The following is a 22,682-nucleotide window of genomic DNA, read 5'->3' on the forward strand; positions in this document are numbered from 1 at the left end:
GTTTGACTGGCGTCATTCTTTGGCGGCCCGATTTCTCGCGCATTGACATCAAGCGTCTGCGCTACGTAAAGTTCACTTTGATGCAGATGTACGTTTTTCCACTGGAGCGCCAAGGCTTCTCCGATACGCAGGCCCGTATAGAAGAGCAGTTCTGTCAGCTCACGATAGTGGTGGAGCGTGAATCGTTCCAGGCGGCTCTCGTACACGCTTTTTCTCATGTAGTTGACCTGCGGCTTCTCGCGCTTGATGGCGGACACAAGAATCGTCGGGTCCTGTCGCAATCCGTAGAATTTCACTGCATGATTCACTAACACTTTGAAATTGCTGTAGACCGTCCGGGCAGTATTCTTTGACTTGAATTCGTTCTCTACATACTTCTTAAACTCCTCGACCATCTGAAGCGTCAAATCTGCCACTTGGACATGCCCGAACCTGGGCTTGATATGCCGATTATATTCGAGCGTGCGGCGCCTTACGGTTTTAGTGGCGTAAGTCTTATAGGAGATGTTGTGAAGAAATACATCATCGAACGTCACCTTATCGGAGAACGCGCCCTCTACTGCGGCCAGGAACTCAGCTTCAGCTTGTTTGGCTTCTGACTTCTTCGAAAATCCTCTTTTCAACTTCTGTTTTCTTACCCCGAAAGCGTCTTTGTACCATGTTTTGAAATACCAGGTCTTTCTAGCTTCGTCTTTGTAAACCGGCATGAACAGCTCCTCCTACCCTCATAGGTTTCGCGAATACCTTACGGCCTTTCCGATAATACGTGCCGGATTATCCGACGTCACGACATATGGATCATACTTGCTGTTATCCGGCACCAGCACCATCATATCGCCTTGTCTCTTTACACGCTTCAGTGTAGCGTCCGTATCGCCGTTCAGCTGGACAGCTGCAATCTCGCCGTTTTCCACTTCACACTGTTCGCGGATCGTGACGATCGCACCGTTCGGGATGGTCGGCTCCATCGAGTCCCCTTTAATCCGGAGTGCGAATAGCTTGCCTGATGGCAGGCCGTCACCAGACTCCGTGATGTACCCGATAATGTTTTGCTCGGCCACAATCTCAGCGCCAGCCGCGATAACTCCGATAATCGGAATCTTGATGGTGTAATCAGCTTCTCCTTTTAAGTTCTCCGGCAGGCCCGGGTTATCCAGACGAGTTAGATCATCGATACCTACATCCAGTGCCTGACAAACGGCAATTACATTCTCAATCGCTGCTTTCTTTAAATCCCGCTCGATCATCGAACGGATCGTCGTGTATGGAACTCCGCTTTCCCTGGACAGCTGCCGCATGTTCAGTCCTTTCGATTCCATCCTTTTGAGTAGAAACTCACCCTTTTTCATTTTCGTTACCTTCCTCTCTCAGTTACGACACTTCGTAACGCTTCCTATATAGTATCACCGTTTTCAGTCCAGCCGCAATAAATTACATTACGATTTTCCGTAATTATTTTGGTTTTTCCGTTGACAAGTTACGACACCTCGTATAATATGGGTTTTAAGCGTTACGACACATCGTAACCGAATCGGCGGGAGGTGATGAACATGTACAAAAACTTAGAAGCGGAAATGGCTCGCATCGGACTTTCCAAGAAGGATCTCGCGGAGAAAATCCAAATGCCGTACGTGACGCTTGCAGATAAGATGGCTGGCCGTTCTCGGTTCTGGTATGAGGAAGCCGTGCAGATCCGCGATGCAGCGTTTCCGGACTTCAAGGTTGAGTATCTATTTCAGGCGTCGGAAAAGATGATGGCGTGAGAAAGGGGGGAGAGTAGTGAAGAATTTTTATACGGCCGACGAGGTCAAGGAAATGCTTGGCCTCGGCACCATAAGAACAGCTCACTTGCGCATCCAGTCGATGAATGAGGAGCTGCAGGCGAAGGGCTTCTGGATCGAGCGCGGCAAGGTTCCGGTTTCATTCTTTCATGAGAAGTATCCCTATCTCAAGGTGGTGGAGAAAGCATGAATGAACAAAACATCATTTGCTTCTTGATTCTCGGCACGATCATCGCTGGATTCATCGGCACAGTCATTGGCGCACACCTCTACAAAGAGGATTAATTTTTTGCCAGTCAACTGTAAATATTTTCTTAACCAGTTTTTAACCTTGGAAGGGAGTGGGAAGGATGGAAGTTCTGAAAAATGCTTGGGAAGAATCCCCAGAGTTTTTGAAGATCGCACTAATCTCCGCAGCTAATATCCTATTCGGTTTAGGTCTCTGGACGATGTACCTTTAATTTTTTACCTCTATTAGGAAATAATTGACTGAAAGAGGTGCCAGTACGAACGGCCAGCAAGAAAGGTTTTCCAGTTGGTTGGGAAGGAGGTACAGACCATGAATGAACAAATCATCGAGCAAGCAGCTGATGTCGTCGCAGAAATGCTGAAACGTAACGAACAGACAGACTTTCTCGCTATCAGCCGCGAACAGCTTCTGGCACTCGGTATTTTGGTACACGCAGCACAAGCTGAATAACAGAATAGGCACTGAGAGGAGGTGAGTACGATGGAGCATCCGGATATTACACGCACGCTGAAGACCGGCTATCCGATTCAGGATGAACGTGAACAAGCGGTATCGGATTTCCCGATAGAAGATCACTTCGGTTCGGAGATTCGTGAAGGCGATAAGTATTTCGAAGATGGCGCCGGACGAGTTGTCCTGGAGAGCAACGCAGAAGATTATCTGATTGAAGTCATCGGTGTTAACTACCGAGACGCAATCAACTAGAGAGGGGGAAAGAAGATGAGATGGTATGTAGTGAGATTCGAATCAGAAGATGCAAGATACTCTGATGACGAGATTAAAACATTCAGCAATGAAACTTCAGCATTACAATTTGCCGCGGATCAGATGGCCGACCCTGATGGGAAAGTCAAAAGCATCATTTCCTTGAATTATAACTATGGTGAAACTCCTTCAGTGACTGGTTATCAGATTGAAGTCAAAAACGGCAAATTCGCTCTAGTCGCAATACCTGAAGAAGGCAAATAAAAAACGACCGTTTGCAGACGGCCGCTTGAAAAAACTTAGATTACGGATATTTTACCACAGAAAGGACGGAATAGCACATGAATATCACAGTAACGATCGAGGCTCCTGAGCTAGTCGGAGCATTAAATAACTTGGCAAACGCATTCGGCAACGCAAACCCACTGGAGGGCGTGCAGATCAACAAGCCGCTGGGAACGCAAGTACCTGAAGAAACGCCAGCTCCGAAGAAAGAAACACCAAAACCGGAGAAGAAAGCACCGGCTAAGCCAAAAGCAGAACCGAAGCCGGAACCAACTCCTGAACCTGAACCTGAACCTGAACCTGAACCTGAACCTGAACCTGAACCTGAACCGGAGACAGTCGAACCCGAGCCGGAGTCAACGGAAGAGCCTGAAAGCACTCCGAGCATCTCGCTCGATACGCTCACCACCAAGACACGAAAGTTCGTGCAAGGCAATCCGGAGAACCGCAAGAAGCTAAAAGGCTTCCTGGAAGAGATGGGCGTGCCGAAGATTTCGGAACTGCCGCCGGCTGAGTACGGGGCTGCCATCCACTTCATGGAGACGAACGGCGAATGACGGGCCATGCAGCAAGAGCGCACGCCGTTCTCTCTGCGAGTGGATCCAGTCGCTGGTTAGTCTGCACGAAATCCGCAAGCATGGAACGCGGCATACAGGACCGCACCTCAACGTTCGCTGAAGAAGGCACGTTCGCACATGAACTGTCCGAGCTGTACTTCGCTCAAATGTACCAGGGCATGACGAAGCGCACCTTCAACAGCAAGCTCAAGAAGATGAAGGAAAACGAATACTACTCAGAAGAACTACTCGGGTACGTTGAAGAGTATGTCGACCTGGTAGCGGAACGCATCAACGGGGCAAAAGCCCGTGATGAGAACGCCGACTGGATGTTTGAAGAACGGCTCGACCTCTCCGATTATGTGCCAGGCTCGTTCGGTACGGGAGATGTGGTGTTTTACGCAGACGGTGTCGTTGAAATCATCGATTTGAAGTTTGGAAAAGGCATTGAAGTCAGCGCAGAAAACAACTCACAGCTTCGGCTGTACGGTCTCGGCGCTCTCGCCATCTTCGACATGATCGAGGACGTGAGAGAAGTCAGCATGACGATCATCCAGCCGAGACTCGATAACATCTCCACAGAAGTGCTATCCGCTGATGAGCTTCGGAAGTGGGGCACAGAATACGTAAAGCCAAGAGCTGAGATGGCGTGGAAAGGCGAGGGCGAGTTCGTGCCTGGTGAACACTGCCGGTTCTGCAAAATCAAAGCGACCTGTAAGGCACGAGCTGATAAGCAGCTGAACATGCCAAACAAGCTGAAAGACCCGAACCTTCTAACTCCGGCAGAGATTGCCGACATCCTCTTCCAAGCCGATGAGCTGAAGAAGTGGGCCGGCGATGTGCAAGACTTCGCACTGGAGAAAGCGCAGAACGGAGTGGAGTTCGAAGGATTCAAGGTGGTCGAGGGAAGAAGCACCCGGAAATATGCGGATGAAGATAAAGCGTTCGACATGCTGAAAGGCGCATACAAGCCGGAAGTGCTGCTGGAGACGAAACTGCTGTCTATCTCGAAACTGGAGAAGGTCATTGGCAAGAAGACGCTCACCGATAAGCTTGGCGAGTTGATCATCAAGCCACCAGGCAAACCGACACTGGTTCCTGAATCGGACAAAAGACCGGCGATGGGTGCGGAATCAGATTTTGATGTAATTACAGAATAGGAGGTACCGGAATGGCCGAGAAACCGGAAATGGTTAAAGTTGAATCTTGGATTCTGTACTTAGGCGATTATGATACCGAAGAACCTGCATTCTACTATAACCCGAGTACCGATGCTTTCGATAGAAAGTTTACAACTGTATGTGCTTTTCACAGTGAGAGAGAAGCAAAAGTAAAAGAACTTGATTTGAATTTAGAAGGCTTGCAGATTGCAAAAGGCACATTCGATTTTCCAAGAGAAGCTTTAATCGAAATAGTCACGCAAGTTTTTGAAGAATCTGGATTGATTGAAGGTAACGAAACCAAAAAACTAAAAACGAAAAGAGGAAATTAATCATGGCAATCAAAGCGAAACGTAAAGGCACACTAGTAATCACCGGCGAGGTACGCGCATCATACGCAAACATCTGGGAGCCGAAGTCGATTAATGGCAGCGACCCGAAATTCTCCATCAGCTTGTTGATTCCGAAAGATGACACGGACACGATTCAAGCCATCGAGGAAGCCATCGCACAAGCGAAAGAGGACCACAAGGGCAAATGGAACGGCAAGGTTCCGGCCAACTTGAAAACGCCGCTGCGTGACGGTGACGAAGAGCGCGAAGACGACCCGTCATACGAGAACTGCTATTTCATCAATGCAAACTCGACGACTGCGCCGCAGATCGTGGATGCGTACAAGAACAAGCTGACGGACTCGACGGCTGTTTACTCCGGCTGCTACATCCGTGCCAGCATCAACTTCTACGGCTTCAACACGAACGGCAACAAAGGCATCGCCGCAGGACTCGGAAACATTCAGAAGGTGCGCGACGGAGAAATGCTTGCCGGCGGAACAACGGCCGCTGATGACTTCGACGAGTTGGACATGGACGATGATGACATCATCTAAGAACTGAACAGGGGGCAGAAATGCTCCCTCTTTTTTATAACTATAAGCTGTCAGATTTAAACAGAAAAAGGGGCTGCTGTCCTGTAAGGGAGTGAGAAAATGGAAAACGAAATTTGGAAAGACATTCCCGACCACTCGGGATACCAAGTGAGCAATAAAGGAAACGTCCGAAGCGTTGACCGTTACAAGGATGTCTACACAAGAGGAAAGCTTCAGCGCAGACTTTACCGAGGCAGGCTGTTAAAACCTGCTGCGTATTGCAAGACTGGCCATCTGTCACTGCCATTAGGCAGAGGGTGCAATGGTATACCCGTTCATCAGTTAGTCTTATCGGCTTTCGAAGGTCCTTGCCCAGAAGGCATGGAAGTGCTGCATAAAAACGGAATATCGACCGACAACCGATTCGAAAACCTCCGGTACGGATCGAGAACCGAGAATATCCTAGACACCTACACTGATGGCGGATCTTGGCGAAAGCTCACTACTAATGAAGTTCATCAGATCCGGGATTTAAGAGCGTTTGGATTCCGGCTTACAGAAATAGCAGAGTGGTACTCAATTTCAGCTGCTACAGTTTCAAGCATCTACCTAAGGAGGTCGTTCTCATGGTTACCTACCTCTCCATAGATTTGGAAACCTATTGCGAACTGGATCTCCGCGATGTCGGAGTGTATCGATACGCAGAACATGAAAGCTTTGAAATCCTCATGCTTGCCTATTCGGTTGAAAATTCATCGGAGACACGGAGTGGAAAGGTCCACATCATCGACTTTGCTAGTTATGAGTACGACAACTGGGGACGCAACAAGCTCGCAGATCACGAACAGAAGCTGGACGACTTTATGAAGCTACTGATGGACCCGACAGTCGTCAAGACGGCGCACAATGCCAGCTTTGAACGAACGTGTATGGCTGAATGGTTCAAGACGACGATGCCGCCGGAAGAGTGGCGCTGCACGATGGTCGACTCGACACGGCTCGGACTTCCAGCAGCACTCGGTCAAGTCGCGGAAGTGTTAAGCTTGGACGCGCAGAAGGACAAAACCGGTACCGCATTGATCAACTTCTTCTCGAAGCCGTGCAAGCCAACCAAAGCAAACAACGGCCGCACACGAAACCTTCCGGAGCATGACCCGGGGAAGTGGCGTCAGTTTCTTGAGTATTGCCGGCAAGATGTACTGGTCGAATATCAGATACGCCGGAAAATCGATTCCTTCCCAGTACCAAAGTTCGAACAAGACCTCTGGACACTTGATCAACAGATTAACGACCGAGGCGTGCAAGTGGATGTGGAGCTGATGGAAGGCGCGGTCGCATGTGACATCGAGGCGAAAGAAAAGGCCGTCGAACGGGCCAGAGAGCTGACAGGGCTTGAGAATCCGAACAGCCCGACACAGATGCTCGGCTGGCTGCAAGAGCAAGGCGCAGACATTCAGAACATGCAAAAAGCAACTATCGATGCCGCACTTGAAGAATATACGAGCGGACCCGTTCACGAAGCGCTAAAGCTTCGGCAAGAGCTGTCGAAAAGCTCCATCAAGAAATACAGCAAGATGCAATCCATGGTCTGCAACGATCATCGGGTGCGCGGCATCCTCCAGTTCTACGGCGCATCGAAAACGGGCCGGTGGGCAGGACGAGGCGTGCAGGTTCAGAACCTCACGAAAAACAAGATGAGCTTATCCCGAGTGACGGATGCCCGGGAGTTGATTAAGCAGCACGATTTTGACGGACTGGATCTCCTCTTCTCGGAAAGCCATCAAGACATTCTCAGTCAGCTGGTCCGGACGTGCTTTGTCGCAAAGCCGGGTCACAAGTTCGTGGTCAGTGACTTCTCAGCCATCGAGGCGCGCGTCATTGCCTGGTACGCCAAAGAGAACTGGCGGCTGAACGTATTCTCGACACACGGAAAAATCTACGAAGCTTCGGCTTCTCAAATGTTTAACGTTCCAATAGATGAAATCGGCAAAGGCTCACCGCTACGGCAAAAAGGGAAAGTCGCTGAATTGGCTTTAGGTTACCAGGGCGGGCCAGGCGCACTTCAAGCCATGGGCGCTCTCGATATGGGACTAGAGGAAAAAGAGCTCAAGCCGCTGGTCAATGCCTGGAGAAAGGCAAACCCGAACATCGTGAAATTCTGGTACGCCTGTGACGCTGCAGCACTTGAAGCCGTGAAAGAAGGTTATCCGGTCACGACACACGGCATCACGTTCCGCCGCGATAAGGGATGGCTGGCGATTGATCTACCGAGTGGCCGCAGCCTGATGTACGCAAAGCCGCACATCGTAGACGGAGCTTTCGGAGATGCAGTAGCGCACTTCGGTTTGAACGCCGCGAACAAATGGGACCGCGTTGAGTCCTACGGCGGCAAATGGGTGGAGAACATCGTCCAGGCGACTGCCCGGGACATCCTCGCTGTCAGCATGGTGCGCTTAGAGCGTGCCGGCTACCCGACCGTTATGCATGTACACGATGAGGTCGTGTGCGAGGTGCCGGAGACGGAAGAAGACGCGCTGGCGATCGTTGAAGACACGATGGCGCTCCCGATTAGCTGGGCTGAAGGGTTGCCGCTTGAAGCCGATGGATTTGAAACGAACTTCTATAAAAAGGACTAGGAGGGATTCAGATGGACTTGAAAACAGAAATGAAGTACCGAAGCGACTTATGCACAGAAGGCTTGAAACAGCTGAAGAAACAACGCAAGTCAGCCGAGAAAGAGAAGGACTCAACGGAGATGCAACGACTGGCCAAGCTGATTTCGCATCAGGAGAAACGGAAAACGTTCTTCTCAGCTTCAAAGTACGAGCCGGTTCGGTTCGAAAATGGTCTGGTGATCAACGCGAAGCTTGTCGACCAATACCTAAAGAAACTGCCGAAAATGGCAATGGTCACGATCTTCCTGCAGGAAGGGCTGCTGAAGATTGAATGGGAAGTGCCGCGAAGCTCTTCGGGGGTTCTGGCACTGAAGGACTTGGCCGACCACTATCAAGGTTTTGAACTTCAATCCGGAGAGGAGCGATTCCATGAGCACGACATTCTTTGACCACGTCTCCTCATTCGTTGATGTGAAGCACACGAACCGGAAAGCCCGGGGCTACACGCGGGATGAGAACGGCTGCTTGTGGGCAACCGACGGCATCATGCTGCTCAAGACGGACAGAGAGTCGGAAGGCGTATCAGGCTTTCACGATTTGAAGCATCGGCACCAGGCAGACTTGGAGCCTCTTCCTGGGTCTTCGTTGAATCGATTGGTGCTGGACTTGCCGGTCGCCGCCGAGCTGGATGTACGGGAACTGCGAAACGCCGTGAAGATGCTTGGCGCGATCGGTGCGGTGCTCGGTGTAGAGAACCTATTGCTGACAGCCGAGAACGAACGGCTCTGCATCTCCTTTAAGGAAGAAGAGTCTGGAAGCTCTGGGCACCACCGCATGGACGGCATCGTCCCAGGAGCCTCCTTCGAGAAGCGCATGAACGCCAAGCGGCTTCTCACGTGTTTGGACGTATTCAAGGAAGTCGACAAAGTGAAGCTGTTTGTTGGTTCCGATCGGATTCAGTTACAAGCTGCAGGCGTCACGGTGATTCTGTTGTGCATTCGCAAATACTGAGGGGGCGGCCGCATGTGGTACCCAGAAAAGCATATGGCGTTTTGGATAAAAGAACTTCATGACTACGGCGTATACGAAGGACCGAACGGCGAACCACTGGAAGAGCTCGAATATCACGACCTTCGGGCTTTCCTCTCAAAGAAGAAACTTCAGCGCGATCTGCACGTGAAGTCGAGCCCGTGGTTTTGAGTTATGGCGTAGTTGACGGAAACGCTAAATTAGGAGGAATGAAAAATGAAACAGCGAGATATAAATTTTAAAGTCAAGAACTACATGTTCAAAGACCAATATAAAAACGATGGTTGTCCTACGCTGTATTTTGAATTTAACAAGCATGAATACTATGGATTGGTGTCAGTAAAAATAAACGAATCAGAATATGAGGGTGTTCCAATTGCCTTGGTGAAAGGTGTTGAAGAGAGAGCTTATCAGGTTTATTTAGAAACTGTTGGCGGCGAAAGCATTAAGGAGATTAAGCAGGAAGGTTATGCAACACAGATTTCTAAATCAGAAGCATTGCTGAAATTCCTTCTTGCGGAAGATGGTCATGAAACCAAGGTTGGCGATTTATTAAAGCAATTCGAAGAGTGTGAAAACGGATGCCTGTTGGTCGATTCATCATTACTTTAATTTCGGTGTCCGATGGAATTCTGAAATAAGAATAGGAGGAAATAAAGTGAACGAAAACACGAAAATCAAATATACATTTCATAATCAACACGGCGAAACAGTCGATTTAACTTTCACAATACTTGAGATAGAGGGAACTGTCGGCGGATTTATGAGCAAGGTACAGGAAACTTTAGACGAAATGAATTTCGGTGACATAACAGAAGTATATCGAATGTTGTTAATCGGATAGTCCGACCAAACACGGTAGTAGAGAAAGGAGCCAAATCGATGAATGAACGACAACGCATCCTGCACCGCATCGACGAGCTGGAGCTGGAGCTTGAACGGTGCGAGCGATGCCATAAGCATAATTACAGCGCCATCGACACTCATTGCCAGTGTTCAGCCGCTGTTAAGATTCGAGAGCTCGGTGAAAAGTTACTCACTGAGCGCGCCAGCCGGCGCAGTAAGCCGACCACCAATTCACATAGCCTAGTTCGCCAGTTTAAAGAGGAAATGACCGTGGATGTGTATCAGCAGTTACGCGAGAACAACTACTCGATCGCACGGATTTCTATAGAAACAGGGATTCCGAAAACGCGCCTGCATCAGTGGCGTCAGGAAAATGGATTTGTGCACACGGAAGAAGTAGTGAAGCGCGACGTGCAAAAACGCGAGCCGCCGAACTCGGATTACACCAAATACCGCAAATTAGTGAAGGCGAATGGCATTTCAAATCACACGTTCTATCATCGCGTGAAGATTTCCCACTGGGATATGAAGCGTGCGGCAACTGAGCCAGTCCAAAAACAGACGCATAAACGGAAAGTGAAGGTGTAAGTGATGGGAAAACTGAACAGCTATTCTCCTGAAGAGTTACGTGAATCAAAGGCAGCATACGACAAACGCAAAGAAGAAGAGAGTGTTCTCGCCCCCGCGCATTACCACAGCGGAGGTGTGGATGTCATCAAGTTCTCGGAGTTGCAGTTTTCAAGCGACGAGCTGAAAGGCTTTCACCGAATCAATGTGATCAAATATATTACTCGGTACGACAAAAAGGGAACACCGCTGCAGGATCTGCAGAAAGCAAAAGTGTATCTCGACAAACTAATTGAACTGGAGGAATCGAAATGACGAAACTACTATCGGTTGAACGCTATACGTTCTATAAATCAAAAGCGAATCCGTTGTCTGATACAGCCATTGGAAACTTGTACGGGATGGACAACAACGCCATGCAGAAATTCAAACGGGAGAACGACTTGATTGGCAAGAAGTTCACGCCTTCTGCAGAGAGCCCTTCTGAGGTGCGCATCATTCGGGAGAAGAAACAGCCCGAGCCAGTTGCTGCTGAAGAGCCGAAAAAGAAGACCTGGAACGAAGTAGCCGACGCGCTGAAAGAAGCTCCGGCCGAGAAACAGGAAGCCGCGAAAGTTGTGGTCACGGAGACGATAGGTGCATTGGAAAGTGAAGCGATAGTGCCGGTCAAGTTGCTCAAGGAAAACGATATCCCAGAAGGTGGGCTCAAGATGATGGGTCGGCCGAAACAGGCGCTAAGCTACAAAGCAGCTTCAGATGTAAAGGCCGTGCCTGATGCACCGAAGAAAGTGGCTGCCGAGTCACAGCTTCTGCTCGATGCCGAGAAAGAGATCGCGGATCTGCGGAATCAGGTGAAAGCCTTGAAGCAGGAGAAGGAAGCCGCCAAGTATCGAGAGCTGATGCGAGAAGTCATCGAAGATGTGAAGGCAGAGCGCGAACGGCAGAACAAGCTATGGGGGCACCAGCGGCACGATTACTTCAAATGGCTGGCCATCTTGGCTGAAGAGTTCGGCGAAGTCGCACAGTCGCTGCAGAAGGGCGAAGGCTGGGGCAAGGACTCCGATTCGGATGATACGTATACCGAGTTGACGCATCTTGCCGGTGTAGCCGTTGCGTTCGCTGAGCATGTGAAGGAAGCAAAAGAAAAAGCCGGCTAATTGCCGGCTAATAGTTAAAAACTGCTTAATAAAGAGTTTATAACCTCATGGTTAGCTAAGTTTTCGTGCTTCGAATCAGGGATTTTCCGTTCCCCGGTTTTTATGCTCTCTACGTACTGTACTTGGTAGCCTATGTCTCTTGTATGACATACCAAATACTTTTCATCCTCATGAACAACAACATTAAAACTGGCTTCGTTATGAAGGTGCCATCTATCATTCACCATAATATCACCACCTTTATGAAAAAGAATGAACACACAAGTATTGTATCAGATTAGAAAGGAGTGAGCCGAGTGGCGAAGACAGAACAGCAGCGCAAGCCCCGGCTCGTCCATGACGGTGACATCAGCATCGCCACTGCGAGCAGTCGGCACGCCACGAAATGGACGAATCAGGAACTGTTATGGTCGGACTTCCTTGAGAAGCTGACCTCGACGGTTCGCACGAAAGAATCGATCACGGAATACAAGAAACTCACCAAGGGCCAGCAGTCGGATGTGAAGGATGTCGGCGGTTTTGTCGGAGGCAGGCTCAAGGGCGGTCGCCGGAAAGTCGGTCACGTGTTCAACCGGTCACTGTTGACGCTGGATATCGACTTCGGGGAAGAGGGCATGGAAGACATTATCGACATGCTCTTCAGCAAGGCGTACGCGCTGTACTCCACGCATAAGCACACGCCGGAAAACCCGCGCATCCGGTTCGTCGCACCACTGAGCCGGCCGGTCACAGAAGAAGAGTACGTGGCACTCGGCAAGAAAGTCGCCGAACAGATCGGCATCGATTACTTCGATGATACGAGCTACCAGCCGCACCGGTTGATGTACTGGCCGTCGACGTCCTCGGATGCCGAGTACCTGTTCACGCATCAGGACACGGACTGGCTGAACCCGGATGAAGTATTAGATCAGTACGTCGATTGGCGCGACCCGCTGGAGTGGCCGACAAGCTCACGCCAACAGCTCGACCACAAGAAGTTAGCCGATAAGCAGGGCGATCCGCACGAGAAGCCAGGCCTCATCGGCGCCTTCTGCCGGACGTACACAATCGAAGAAGCGATCGAAACGTTCCTGCCGGATAAGTACACGCAGTTCCAGGAAGGCCGTTACACATATGTCGACGGATCCACTGCCGGCGGGCTTATCATTTACGAAGACGGCAAGTTCGCATACAGCCACCACGGCACGGACCCGACAAGCAATCAGCTGGTGAACAGCTTCGACTTGGTACGGCTGCACCTGTTCGGCTTGCAGGACGAGGACAAGGCAGCCGATACGCCAGTGACGAGGCTACCGAGTTACACAGCGATGAAGCGTTTCGCGCAGCAGGACGAGGGTGTGAAAGAAGCCCTCAGCCGGGCGCAAATGGAGACGGCGCTTGATGAGTTCGACGAAATCGAAGTAAGCGAGGAAGCGAAGAGCGACTTCAAGTGGACCCGCCAGATTACGCGCGATAAAGCCGGAGAAGTCGAAATCACAGTACCGAACATCGTTTTGATACTGGACAACGACCCTCTGCTAAAAGGCAAGATCGCAACGAACGCCTTCAGCAACCGTTTGATGCTACTTGGCGATGTGCCGTGGCGCAAATTGAAGACGAAAGATATTTGGCGTGACCAGGACGAAGCCGGCATACGCGATTACTTAGAACGTGTGTATCAGTTATACAGCCGACCGAAAACGCAAGACGCCATCAGCAAGATCAGCATAAAAAACACATTCCATCCAGTGCGCGATTACCTGGACCCGCTGACGTGGGACGGCGTACCGCGGCTTGAAACGCTCTTTATCGACTATTTAGGTGCTGAAGACTCCGAGCTAAACCGGACGGTCACACGAAAGGCTTTTGCCGCAGCTGTTGCTCGGGTGTATCGTCCGGGCATCAAGTTCGACTATATGCTCACGTTGTACGGTGCTCAAGGCATCGGAAAATCGATGATCCTTGACCGCATGGGTCGTGAATGGTTCTCGGATTCTCTCACTTCCGTAACGGGCAAAGATGCTTTCGAAGCGCTGCAGGGTGCCTGGTTAATTGAGATGGGGGAGCTTGCCGCGACGAAAAAGGCAGAAGTCGAAGCCATTAAAGGATTCATCAGTAAACGCGAAGATCGGTTCAGGGTCGCTTATGGCCGTCACGTGGAGGACTTCCCGCGCCAGTGTGTATTCTTCGGCACAACGAACGACCCGAGCTTTTTAAAGGATAAGACAGGCGGTCGCCGGTTCTGGCCGATTACCGTGAAAGCCGATCTCCGGAAGAAGCGATGGTCAGAACTGAAAGATGAGGAGATCAACCAGCTATGGGCCGAGGCGAAGCATTACTACCTTCAGGGGGAGCCGCTATACCTGACAGACACCTTAGAAGCAGAGATGCGTGAAACTCAGGAAGCGCATACGGAGGAGTCGCCATGGACAGGCTTGGTGCAAGAATACCTTGACACTTTGTTGCCGGCAGACTGGGAAGAGATGGACCTTTACGCAAGAAGGGATTATCTGTCGGGATTTGATGACTTAATCGAGGACAAGAAAGGTACTGTTTTACGGGATCGCGTTTGTGCCTTAGAGGTTTGGTGCGAATGTTTGGGGAACGATCCGAGACGGTTCACGATGCTGGAAAGAAGAGAGATAAATGATATTTTGCGAAATGCTAAGGGCTGGAAAGCCTACGACGGGAACAAGCGAGGGACGCTAAGATTCGGGAAATTTTACAGTCTGCAACGGGCATATGTAAGGGAAGATGATGACCTGATTTAAGCCGAAAACAGGTGTAGGCGAAGTGCATTTTGGTGTAGGCGGTGTATACCTGCCATAAAATGGGAGTGTAGGCGATGTAGGCGCAATTTATCGTATCGCCTACACCTTACGCCTACACCTCAAACCCTTGCCTGACATGGGCTGAAAGCTAAGTGTAGGCAATGTTACATTAATTTAAAGGTAAATATTATTTATAAGGATAAGGGGTAGAATTACACACAATACGCGTCATATACACCTAATCCCTAATATAGTCTGGAAAACCGAAAAACATGCATACATGCACACACCTCAATTTTGAAAGGAGATTTCCCGATGCGAGAAAGTGAAGTCGAGAACTACCTGAAACGAAACATTGAACGGACCGGCGGCATGTGTTTGAAATTCGAATCACCTGGATTTTCCGGAGTGCCGGACCGTCTCTGCCTGATGCCAAACGGCAAGCACTTCTTTGTCGAACTGAAAGCACCAGGAAAGAAAGTCCGGCCGCTGCAGGCGAAAGTGATTCGGATGATTCGAGAGCTTCAGCATCCGGTGCATGTAGCTGACTCGAAAGAAGAAGTGGATCTGTTGATTGCCAAATGGGTGACGGGATGTGGCGAAGATGCCTAAACGTAAATATGATCGAACACGAACCTGCAGCCGCTGCGGAAAAACGTTTGAGGGTTATCCAGGGAAACCGAGAGGCGAAAGAACATTCTGCACTAAAGAGTGCCGATTAACCCAAATGAGCGAAGACAACCTTTTGAAACGAGTCAATCAGAAAGGTGGACTCACGGAAGAAGAGAAAACTAAAATACGTGAAGCACAAATCAACCGATGGCAGAAAGAAGACAGACCTTTGTCGCCGGACACTTACCGAAAGGTGCACGGAAGACACGAGCACCGAGTCGTAATGGAGCGTATTATTGGCAGACCGCTAAGCGCAGAAGAGGTCGTCCACCATATAGACAGTAATAAGCACAATAATGAACCGGAGAACCTGATGCTTTTTGCGAATCAAGCAGAGCATTTAAACTGGCACCGGAAATTTGATCCGAGATACGGAGGTGGTTTATCCCATGACTGAATTCATTCCACATGCATACCAAACATATGCGATCGAGAAGATTAAAAATAATGCTTCTTACGGACTGCTTCTAGACATGGGTCTGTAGCTGGGCAAAACAGTTGCAACCCTAACAGCAATTCAAGATTTAATGTTTGATGATCTGGCGATTGAAAAGGTGCTGGTGATCGCACCGAAGCGAGTGGCTGAAGATACCTGGAGCCGCGAAGTATTCAAGTGGGAGCACACCAAGCATCTCCGTATATCGAAAGTGCTGGGCCCGGAGAAGAACCGGCGCCAGGCACTGATGCAAGAAGCTGACATCTACGTCATCAACCGCGAGAACGTGGAGTGGCTAGTGGAGTTCTACCAAGACAAGAAAATGCCATTCGATATGTTGGTGGTGGATGAGCTATCGAGCTTCAAGTCGCCAAAGTCGAACCGGTTTAAGGCACTGCGGAAAATACGGCCAGCCTTTAAACGGTTTGTCGGATTGACAGGCACGCCGGCGCCGAACTCACTTCTTGACCTTTGGAGCCAAATTTATCTAATTGATCAGGGCGAAAGACTTGGCCGAACCGTTACGCATTACCGGAACCGCTACTTCTATCCTGCTTCAACGGATCCAAGCAATGCCCGAATCGTGTACAAGTACGAACCGAAGCCAGAAGCTGAGAAGAACATCTACGGCTTGATCGATGACATCTGCGTCTCGATGAAAGCGAAAGACTACCTGCAGCTTCCGGATCGCATCGATAACACGGTGACTGTGGAAATGACAGCGAAGGAACGGACCGAATACGAACGGCTGGAACGTGACCGGATCCTTGAATATATGGACGGCGATATCGTCGCCTTAACGGCTGCAAGTTTGAGCCAGAAACTGCTTCAGCTTTCAAACGGTGCCAGCTATAACGAGAACCAAGGCGTCCAAAAGATTCACGACCAAAAGCTGAAAGCCTTGGAAGAGATTGTGGAAGAAGCGCAAGGCCAGCCAATCCTTGTCTTCTACAGTTTCATTCACGATAAGGAACGGATCCTGAAGAAGTTCAAGCAGGCTGTCAGCATCGATGAAGACAAATCGATTGAGCGCTGGAACTCTGGAAAGATTGAAATCTTACTGGCACATCCGGCATCAGCTGGGCACGGGCTAAACCTGCAGGACGGAGGGCATATCATCGTATGGTTCGGGCTTACCTGGTCATTGGAGCTATACCAGCAAGCGAACGCAAGACTGCACAGGCAAGGCCAGGAACAGAGCGTGATGATTCATCATATCCTGACCGAGAACACCATCGACCAGCGCGTGCTGCAGGTGCTGCAAGGAAAAGAAAAAGGGCAAGATGCTTTGCTTGATGCCGTGAAGGCACGAGTCGAAGAAGTACAAAGGGGGTCCTGAGAATGGAAATGATGAAAGACTATACGGATCTGGTGAGGATCATCAGCATCCTGAAGAATAGAATTGAGTTGGTTGATAACGATCTTATGTACTGGTTAGGCGAGAATGAGGACCATCCGTTGTGGAGTGAGGGCGCGAGAGTCTACGGGCTTGATACGGCAGCACAGCGATCAGACAGAATTCACAGCCGGAAAAAGGAATTGGAAAAGCAGCTGGAGTTCTACGAAGAGATTAGAGATGAAATCGAAACTAATATTAACGCCTTGGAAGGAATTAATTATAAAATAGCAAAATTAAGGTTCATTCAGGGATATTCTTACCGAGAAATAGCAGAAATACTCGGGTATTCGTACAGTTATATCCGTAAAACCGTATCAAAAGGGAACAAAGAGGGAACAGTTTTTTCAAAAACAAGGTGATATAATAAGAACATGGACAGCTGACCATCCCCTTCAGTGATTCCAGCCTATCCCTTTTTCTCCTGTAGTGCGTATTTCGCATTGCAGGAGTTTTTGATTATTGGTAATATTAAGTAAAAGGGAGGTCGAATGACATGGAAGAGACAACGATTTTAGAGTTCGAGTCATATTTGTTTGGCATGAAAGGCAATAAAGAAGGTATCCTCAAAATCCCAAAAGAGTATTATGAGCTTACAAACGAACGACTGAAAGTAAAGAAGCAAGGCGTTATGACCCAGACGAAACACGATATGGATCTTTATAAGATAAACGATATTCGGGTCTATCAGCGTTTACGCGATAAGGCGATGAATGTTGGGACCATTTATGTTGAAAGTTCTGAAGCATATGATGAAATGTTAGTTTTAAAAGATGTTAGAGATCCGCACACTGTCCGCGAAGTTATCCGTGATGCCACTAAAAAGGCGAAGCTAGAAGCTGGAGTTACATATAGACAAGAGATTTAAAATTAAAGGGGATGTAAAGTATGGATAAAGAATATCTTGATGAGCGATTAAAAGAATTGATCGATCACGCTCTTACAACAAATAACTTTGAAAAATTTAAGATAGAAGAGTCTTTAAAAGACATATTTACAAATGACGATATCACATTCGTCTATCCTAAAAATGTATTTGAAGAAGATGCCGAGAGCCGAATTTTTTATGTGCTCCACGGAGAATTTTTCTCGGAAGTTAAGTTTGAAAAGGATATGCGATACGTGTCTACGAAACCACTAGAATTTGAAGAGCTTAGATATGCAGTACAAAGAAAGCCTGAAAGACACGGAAAAGGGCTTGAAATAGTCTTTTCTGAGGAAGAATCTTATCTTTTGAATTCAAACGATGATTGTATAGCTAACTGGACAGAAACTTATAGCGAATACATCGGACTTATATACGCACACCTTTTAGAGAAAAAGTCATTGGAAGAATAACCCCATGCGCCTCCTTAACCGGAGGCGTTTTTCTTATGTCGTAAAACGGTAAATAACCTGAAAGTTGGTGGTAAATGGTGAAACTGACAGTCAAGCAGCAACGATTTGCAGACGAGTACATTCTTACTGGAAATGCTACACAGGCTGCTATTTTGGCAGGGTACAGTGAGAAGACGGCGAGATCGATTGGACAAGAAAACCTGACAAAACCTGTAATTCGAACTTATATAGAAAATCGGCTGGAAGAGCTGCGTTCTGAGAAGGTTGCCGATCAGCAGGAAGTCATGGAAACTTTGACGCGTATTCTCCGGCGAGAAAGTAAGGAAATGGAGACAGTGGTCGTCAAGAGAGCCGCCACAATCGATTACACGCTCGCAAATGGCGAGACGGCCGAGAAGGTAGTCTACAACGAATACGCTCAGACAATCGAACTGGACACCCGAAACAGCGATGTGAACCGTGCGGCTGAACTTATCGGCAAGCGCCACGCTATGTGGACAGATAAGGCAGAAATAACGCAACGCGTAATTGAAATCAACGTAGGTGACTACGATGACGACGATTAAACTGAACTTCCCAAAACCTGCGAAAGTGTTCAACCGCAAGATATTCAATGTACTGGACGACTACAGCCATTTCACCGAGGTTCATTACGGTGGTGCCTCGTCAGGTAAGTCGCATGGCGTGGTCCAGAAGGTTGTAAAGAAGGCTCTGATGCCTTGGGAGCGTCCTAGACGGGTACTCTTTACCCGCAAAGTAGCAGCTACTATCAAGGACTCTATTTTTGAGGATGTCTTGTCCTGCTTATCCAGTTTCGGTATCTTGCAGCACTGCAAAGTGAATATGACTGACTACCGCATCACGTTACCCAACGGTGCGGTTTTTCTGTTTAAAGGGATGGACAATCCAGAGAAGATTAAATCCATCAAAGGCATATCGGATGTCGTCATGGAGGAGGCCTCAGAGTTTAACCTGGAAGACTACACGCAGCTGACGCTTCGCTTACGTGAGAAAAAGCATAAGTACCGGCAGCTGTTTTTGATGTTCAACCCAGTGTCTAAACTGAACTGGGTTTATAAGTATTTCTTTGCACCAAAGGAGCCGCTAAAGAATGCGATGATCCTGCACTCCACTTTTGAAGATAATAAGTTCCTTGACGATTCGGTTAGAGAAAACTTGCGGAATCTAGCGGACAGAAATCCTGCGTACTATCGCATTTATGCGCTCGGGGAGTTTGCTACTCTCGACAAATTGATTTTTGCAAATTACGAGAAACGGTTGCTCAACGCACAGGAGCTTCGGCACCTGCCTTCTTATTTCGGACTGGATTTCGGGTACATCAACGACCCGTCTGCTTTCATTCACGTAAAGGTGGATGACGAGGAGAAGAAGCTCTACATCATGGAAGAATACGTGAAACAAGGGATGCTAAATGATGAAATTGCCAAAGCCATAAAGTCTTTAGGCTATAGCAAAGAAGTCATCACAGCAGACAGCGCCGAGCAGAAGAGTATTGCAGAGATTCGCCGGCACGACATCAACCGAATCCGTGCAGCACGAAAAGGCAAGGACAGCATCATGAACGGCATCCAGTTTATCAATCAGTATCAGATAATCGTCGATGAACGGTGCTTCAAAGTCATCGAAGAGCTGGAGAACTACACCTGGAAGAAGGACAAAAAGTCAGGTGAGTATCTGAATGAGCCAGTAGATTCCTACAATCACACGATTGACGCTATTAGGTACGCCGTTGAAGGCATCCACAATACCGTGAAAGTAAAAACCTTTAAAGGAGGGCTGTAAATGCCTGAAGTATTTATCCATCCCAGGGAAGAAGAGATTACGGGAGAAGTCGTCTCGCAATTTATTGATAAACACAAGGGAGAGCTGCTGCGTTATCAGCGGTTAAAGTACATGTATGAAAGTCAGGCGCCGATTCTGGCATTAGAGGAAAAGCCGGAGCACAAGCCCGATAATCGGCTAGTCGTCAACTATGCCAAGTACATCACCGATACATTCAATGGCTACTTTATCGGCATTCCGGTGAAGATCTCGCATGATGAAAAGACCATCAACGATAAGGTGAACGACTTCCAGCGCAGAAACGATATGGACGACAATCAAGCCGAACTCAGTAAGCTTTGTTCTATCTACGGCCACGGCTTTGAATTTCTCTACCAGAATGAAGAATCAGAGACGTGCTTGATCTACAACAGTCCGCTTGACATGTTCATTGTCTACGATGACACGATCGCACAGAAGCCGCTATTCGGGGTACGGTACCGAACGACTGATGACGGCATCAAGGGCGAGCTCTTCACCGATTCGAAGACCGTTAAAATCGTTGAAGGGAAAGATGGCATCTACTTGGCAGATGAAGAGCCGCATTACTTTGGTGGCGTTCCGGTAATCGAGTACATGGAGAACGAAGAGCGCCAGAGCGTATTCGAATCTGTGGAAAGCCTAATCAATGCTTACGATAAGGCTTTGTCAGAGAAAGCGAATGATGTAGATTACTTCGCAGATGCCTACATGAAACTGCTCGGCATGGAATTAGATGAAGAAGGAATCCGCAATGTTCGAGACAACCGAATTATTAATCTGTTCGGGTCCGAAGATGTGAAGAACTTGATTGTCGAGTTCATGGATAAGCCGAATGGCGATAGTACGCAAGAGCATTTGTTGGACCGCCTTGAAGAGAAGATCCACCAGATTAGCATGACTGCAAATATCAACGATGAATCCTACGGGAATGCATCGAGTCTGTCGCTGGAGTTCAAGCTGCAGCCGATGAAGAATCTAGCGATTATGAAAGAACGGAAGTTCAAGTCCAGCATGTCACGGCGATTCAGTTTGCTTTTCAATATTCCTCTCTTTATTCAAGCAAGCAAAAAAGACGAATGGCGTAACTTGAATTATCAGTTCACACGTAACATGCCGCGTAACTTGAAGGATGAAGCTGAGACAGCTGCTAAGCTACAGGGCATTGTTTCAGAGGAGACGCAATTGGCTGTCCTTTCAATGATTGAAGATGTGAAGGCAGAGATGGAACGGAAAAAGGCTGAAAAAGAAGTCCGCCGATACCGCCGCAAAACCAAAATGAAGAAGGAGCTGAAGAAGATGATCAGTGAATTCATTAGAGGGTTCGTAAAACTTTGGGAACTCGTAAAGGAAAAAGTCCGATCAATTTGGAACAAGCTCAGCAAGTTGCATGAAAGTCCGGAAGACCGTGCCCGAAAAGAGTTGTACAGCATCGCTACGGAACGCTGGCACCCACCGAAGGATATGCGCAAGCCGCATCAGGTCATGTCGAACAAGCCGCGCTTCGCAGTCCGAAAGATCATCAAGTAAAGGCGGTGGCGTAAATGGCGAGTCGGAATTACTGGGATAAGCGAATGTCGCAGCTACTGGATGCCCAGGACAAGAAAGACCTGAAGTTCACACGGAAGATGGCGAAGGAATACGACCGGACTGCAGCCGCTATCGATAAAGACATCGCCGCTTACTATGCAAAATACGCAGTTGAAGATGTCATCGAATATCGTAAATTAGTTGAACGGCTTTCAAAGGATGAACGCGATTTACTGTATAAGAATTACGATGCATTTGCGGAAAAGTATCCGGAGTATAAGAGCTTGATGCCGATACGCGAATCGATATACCGGCTGAACCGGTTGGAAGGTCTCCAGATATCCATTCAGCAGCACTTGCTGGACCTCGGAGCCATCGAACAGGAGGAGTTCAGGAAACACCTCACAGCTGCTATCGAGACAGGCTATTTGTCCACGATGCGAGACCTGCAGAACAGCACGAGCTTTTTTGGACTCAACAGCGCAGTCCTCGAGAAGACGCTTAACAGCCGATGGGTAAACGAAGAGAACTTCTCAGACCGGATATGGGGCAACAAACAGAAGCTGGTTCGATCGCTTAACTCGGAAGTACGAGACGCCTTTATCAGAGGTGAGGGTTATGCAGCGATGACGAAGATCATTCAGAACCGCACAGGCGTCGGCAAATACGCCGCGAAACGGCTGGTGATGACCGAGAGTGCATTCATGATGACGCAAGCCAACGGACAAGCGTTTATGGACGAGGGTATTTTGCGTTACGGCTGCAGTGCTGTAGGAGATAGCAAAACAAGTGAGTTCTGTCAGAACATTGACGGCAAAGAGTTTCTGTTCAAGGAAGCGAAGGTCGGCATCAACTATCCGCCATTCCACAGCTTCTGCCGGACGACGGTCTATCCAGTTGAAAACGATTAGGAGTGAGG

General features: G+C 48.7%; 32 protein-coding genes. 30 read left to right on the forward strand and 2 right to left on the reverse strand.

All coding sequences use genetic code 11. The features are described from left to right. Together ON064_RS03955 and ON064_RS03960 are read right to left on the reverse strand one after the other, a co-directional pair. A partial coding sequence (locus ON064_RS03955) for a site-specific integrase (protein WP_274623708.1) occupies positions 1-707 on the reverse strand: 707 nt, incomplete at its 3' end. Between the two features lie 18 nt (positions 708-725). Next, complete coding sequence (locus ON064_RS03960; protein ID WP_274623709.1) at positions 726-1,349, reverse strand: LexA family protein; 624 nt, start codon at positions 1,347-1,349, stop codon at positions 726-728. A gap of 201 nt (positions 1,350-1,550) precedes the next feature. Here ON064_RS03960 and ON064_RS03965 point away from each other — a divergent pair, with 201 nt between their 5' ends. The 30 genes from ON064_RS03965 to ON064_RS04110 all read left to right on the forward strand — a co-directional run bounded on the left by ON064_RS03965 (position 1,551) and on the right by ON064_RS04110 (position 22,674). Then, positions 1,551-1,763: an XRE family transcriptional regulator gene (locus ON064_RS03965; RefSeq protein ID WP_274623710.1), complete on the forward strand. Its 213-nt coding sequence runs from the start codon at positions 1,551-1,553 to the stop codon at positions 1,761-1,763. 16 nt (positions 1,764-1,779) lie between these two features. Then, the gene (locus tag ON064_RS03970; protein ID WP_274623711.1) at positions 1,780-1,971 is read left to right on the forward strand and encodes a hypothetical protein; all 192 of its coding nucleotides are present in this window, start codon (positions 1,780-1,782) and stop codon (positions 1,969-1,971) included. A gap of 369 nt (positions 1,972-2,340) precedes the next feature. Further along, positions 2,341-2,481 (forward strand): hypothetical protein, encoded by a 141-nt coding sequence (locus ON064_RS03975; protein ID WP_274623712.1) that lies wholly within the window; start codon positions 2,341-2,343, stop codon positions 2,479-2,481. Between the two features lie 30 nt (positions 2,482-2,511). Beyond that, the gene (locus ON064_RS03980; RefSeq protein ID WP_274623713.1) at positions 2,512-2,736 is read left to right on the forward strand and encodes a YqaI family protein; all 225 of its coding nucleotides are present in this window, start codon (positions 2,512-2,514) and stop codon (positions 2,734-2,736) included. A gap of 15 nt (positions 2,737-2,751) precedes the next feature. After that, positions 2,752-3,000, forward strand: a complete 249-nt coding sequence (locus tag ON064_RS03985) for a hypothetical protein (protein WP_274623714.1) — start codon at positions 2,752-2,754, stop codon at positions 2,998-3,000. Positions 3,001-3,077: 77 nt separating this feature from the next. Continuing rightward, positions 3,078-3,578, forward strand: a complete 501-nt coding sequence (locus ON064_RS03990) for a hypothetical protein (RefSeq protein WP_274623715.1) — start codon at positions 3,078-3,080, stop codon at positions 3,576-3,578. Further along, positions 3,575-4,738 carry a DUF2800 domain-containing protein gene (locus tag ON064_RS03995; RefSeq protein WP_274623716.1) on the forward strand — a complete coding sequence of 388 codons (1,164 nt, stop codon included), beginning with the start codon at positions 3,575-3,577 and terminating at the stop codon, positions 4,736-4,738. Before ON064_RS03990 ends, ON064_RS03995 begins: the two co-directional genes overlap by 4 nt. A gap of 11 nt (positions 4,739-4,749) precedes the next feature. After that, positions 4,750-5,070, forward strand: coding sequence for a hypothetical protein (locus tag ON064_RS04000; protein ID WP_274623717.1), 321 nt, complete (start codon positions 4,750-4,752; stop codon positions 5,068-5,070). An 8-nt stretch (positions 5,071-5,078) separates the two neighbouring features. Next, entirely contained in the window at positions 5,079-5,627 is a 549-nt protein-coding gene (locus ON064_RS04005; RefSeq protein WP_274623759.1) for a DUF2815 family protein, read from the forward strand. 99 nt (positions 5,628-5,726) lie between these two features. Continuing rightward, positions 5,727-6,254 (forward strand): NUMOD4 motif-containing HNH endonuclease, encoded by a 528-nt coding sequence (locus ON064_RS04010; RefSeq protein ID WP_274623718.1) that lies wholly within the window; start codon positions 5,727-5,729, stop codon positions 6,252-6,254. Beyond that, a complete protein-coding gene (locus ON064_RS04015) occupies positions 6,233-8,242 on the forward strand; it encodes a DNA polymerase (protein ID WP_274623719.1) in 2,010 nt (669 codons plus the stop codon). Before ON064_RS04010 ends, ON064_RS04015 begins: the two co-directional genes overlap by 22 nt. 11 nt (positions 8,243-8,253) lie before the next feature. Beyond that, positions 8,254-8,670 carry a hypothetical protein gene (locus tag ON064_RS04020; RefSeq protein ID WP_274623720.1) on the forward strand — a complete coding sequence of 139 codons (417 nt, stop codon included), beginning with the start codon at positions 8,254-8,256 and terminating at the stop codon, positions 8,668-8,670. After that, entirely contained in the window at positions 8,651-9,232 is a 582-nt protein-coding gene (locus ON064_RS04025) for a beta clamp domain-containing protein (protein WP_274623721.1), read from the forward strand. Before ON064_RS04020 ends, ON064_RS04025 begins: the two co-directional genes overlap by 20 nt. Positions 9,233-9,244: 12 nt before the next feature. Continuing rightward, complete coding sequence (locus tag ON064_RS04030) at positions 9,245-9,421, forward strand: hypothetical protein (RefSeq protein WP_274623722.1); 177 nt, start codon at positions 9,245-9,247, stop codon at positions 9,419-9,421. A 45-nt stretch (positions 9,422-9,466) separates the two neighbouring features. After that, positions 9,467-9,862, forward strand: a complete 396-nt coding sequence (locus ON064_RS04035; protein ID WP_274623723.1) for a hypothetical protein — start codon at positions 9,467-9,469, stop codon at positions 9,860-9,862. A gap of 46 nt (positions 9,863-9,908) precedes the next feature. Beyond that, positions 9,909-10,094 (forward strand): hypothetical protein, encoded by a 186-nt coding sequence (locus ON064_RS04040; RefSeq protein ID WP_274623724.1) that lies wholly within the window; start codon positions 9,909-9,911, stop codon positions 10,092-10,094. Positions 10,095-10,132: 38 nt separating this feature from the next. After that, the gene (locus ON064_RS04045; protein WP_274623725.1) at positions 10,133-10,684 is read left to right on the forward strand and encodes a hypothetical protein; all 552 of its coding nucleotides are present in this window, start codon (positions 10,133-10,135) and stop codon (positions 10,682-10,684) included. A 3-nt stretch (positions 10,685-10,687) separates the two neighbouring features. Continuing rightward, positions 10,688-10,978 (forward strand): DUF3310 domain-containing protein, encoded by a 291-nt coding sequence (locus ON064_RS04050; RefSeq protein ID WP_274623726.1) that lies wholly within the window; start codon positions 10,688-10,690, stop codon positions 10,976-10,978. Then, positions 10,975-11,820 carry a nucleoside triphosphate pyrophosphohydrolase family protein gene (locus tag ON064_RS04055; RefSeq protein WP_274623727.1) on the forward strand — a complete coding sequence of 282 codons (846 nt, stop codon included), beginning with the start codon at positions 10,975-10,977 and terminating at the stop codon, positions 11,818-11,820. Before ON064_RS04050 ends, ON064_RS04055 begins: the two co-directional genes overlap by 4 nt. Positions 11,821-12,107: 287 nt before the next feature. Continuing rightward, a complete protein-coding gene (locus ON064_RS04060; protein ID WP_274623728.1) occupies positions 12,108-14,570 on the forward strand; it encodes a virulence-associated E family protein in 2,463 nt (820 codons plus the stop codon). 315 nt (positions 14,571-14,885) lie between these two features. Further along, entirely contained in the window at positions 14,886-15,182 is a 297-nt protein-coding gene (locus ON064_RS04065; protein ID WP_274623729.1) for a VRR-NUC domain-containing protein, read from the forward strand. After that, the gene (locus ON064_RS04070; RefSeq protein WP_274623730.1) at positions 15,175-15,639 is read left to right on the forward strand and encodes an HNH endonuclease; all 465 of its coding nucleotides are present in this window, start codon (positions 15,175-15,177) and stop codon (positions 15,637-15,639) included. Before ON064_RS04065 ends, ON064_RS04070 begins: the two co-directional genes overlap by 8 nt. An 88-nt stretch (positions 15,640-15,727) precedes the next feature. Then, on the forward strand, positions 15,728-17,017 hold the full coding sequence (locus tag ON064_RS04075) for a DEAD/DEAH box helicase (RefSeq protein WP_274623760.1): 1,290 nt from the start codon (positions 15,728-15,730) through the stop codon (positions 17,015-17,017). Positions 17,018-17,019: 2 nt separating this feature from the next. After that, entirely contained in the window at positions 17,020-17,436 is a 417-nt protein-coding gene (locus ON064_RS04080) for an RNA polymerase sigma factor (protein ID WP_274623731.1), read from the forward strand. A 134-nt stretch (positions 17,437-17,570) separates the two neighbouring features. After that, on the forward strand, positions 17,571-17,942 hold the full coding sequence (locus ON064_RS04085) for a PH domain-containing protein (protein ID WP_274623732.1): 372 nt from the start codon (positions 17,571-17,573) through the stop codon (positions 17,940-17,942). Positions 17,943-17,962: 20 nt separating this feature from the next. Next, positions 17,963-18,412: a DUF3908 family protein gene (locus tag ON064_RS04090; protein WP_274623733.1), complete on the forward strand. Its 450-nt coding sequence runs from the start codon at positions 17,963-17,965 to the stop codon at positions 18,410-18,412. A gap of 74 nt (positions 18,413-18,486) precedes the next feature. Beyond that, positions 18,487-18,978, forward strand: a complete 492-nt coding sequence (locus ON064_RS04095; protein WP_274623734.1) for a terminase small subunit — start codon at positions 18,487-18,489, stop codon at positions 18,976-18,978. After that, the gene (locus tag ON064_RS04100) at positions 18,965-20,215 is read left to right on the forward strand and encodes a PBSX family phage terminase large subunit (RefSeq protein WP_274623735.1); all 1,251 of its coding nucleotides are present in this window, start codon (positions 18,965-18,967) and stop codon (positions 20,213-20,215) included. Before ON064_RS04095 ends, ON064_RS04100 begins: the two co-directional genes overlap by 14 nt. Next, a complete protein-coding gene (locus ON064_RS04105) occupies positions 20,216-21,763 on the forward strand; it encodes a phage portal protein (protein ID WP_274623736.1) in 1,548 nt (515 codons plus the stop codon). Positions 21,764-21,777: 14 nt separating this feature from the next. Beyond that, positions 21,778-22,674 (forward strand): minor capsid protein, encoded by an 897-nt coding sequence (locus ON064_RS04110; RefSeq protein WP_274623737.1) that lies wholly within the window; start codon positions 21,778-21,780, stop codon positions 22,672-22,674. The last annotated feature ends 8 nt before the right edge of the window (positions 22,675-22,682 follow it).

The sequence above is a fragment of the Planococcus sp. A6 genome, from assembly GCF_028823615.1.
Classification (GTDB): domain Bacteria; phylum Bacillota; class Bacilli; order Bacillales_A; family Planococcaceae; genus Planococcus.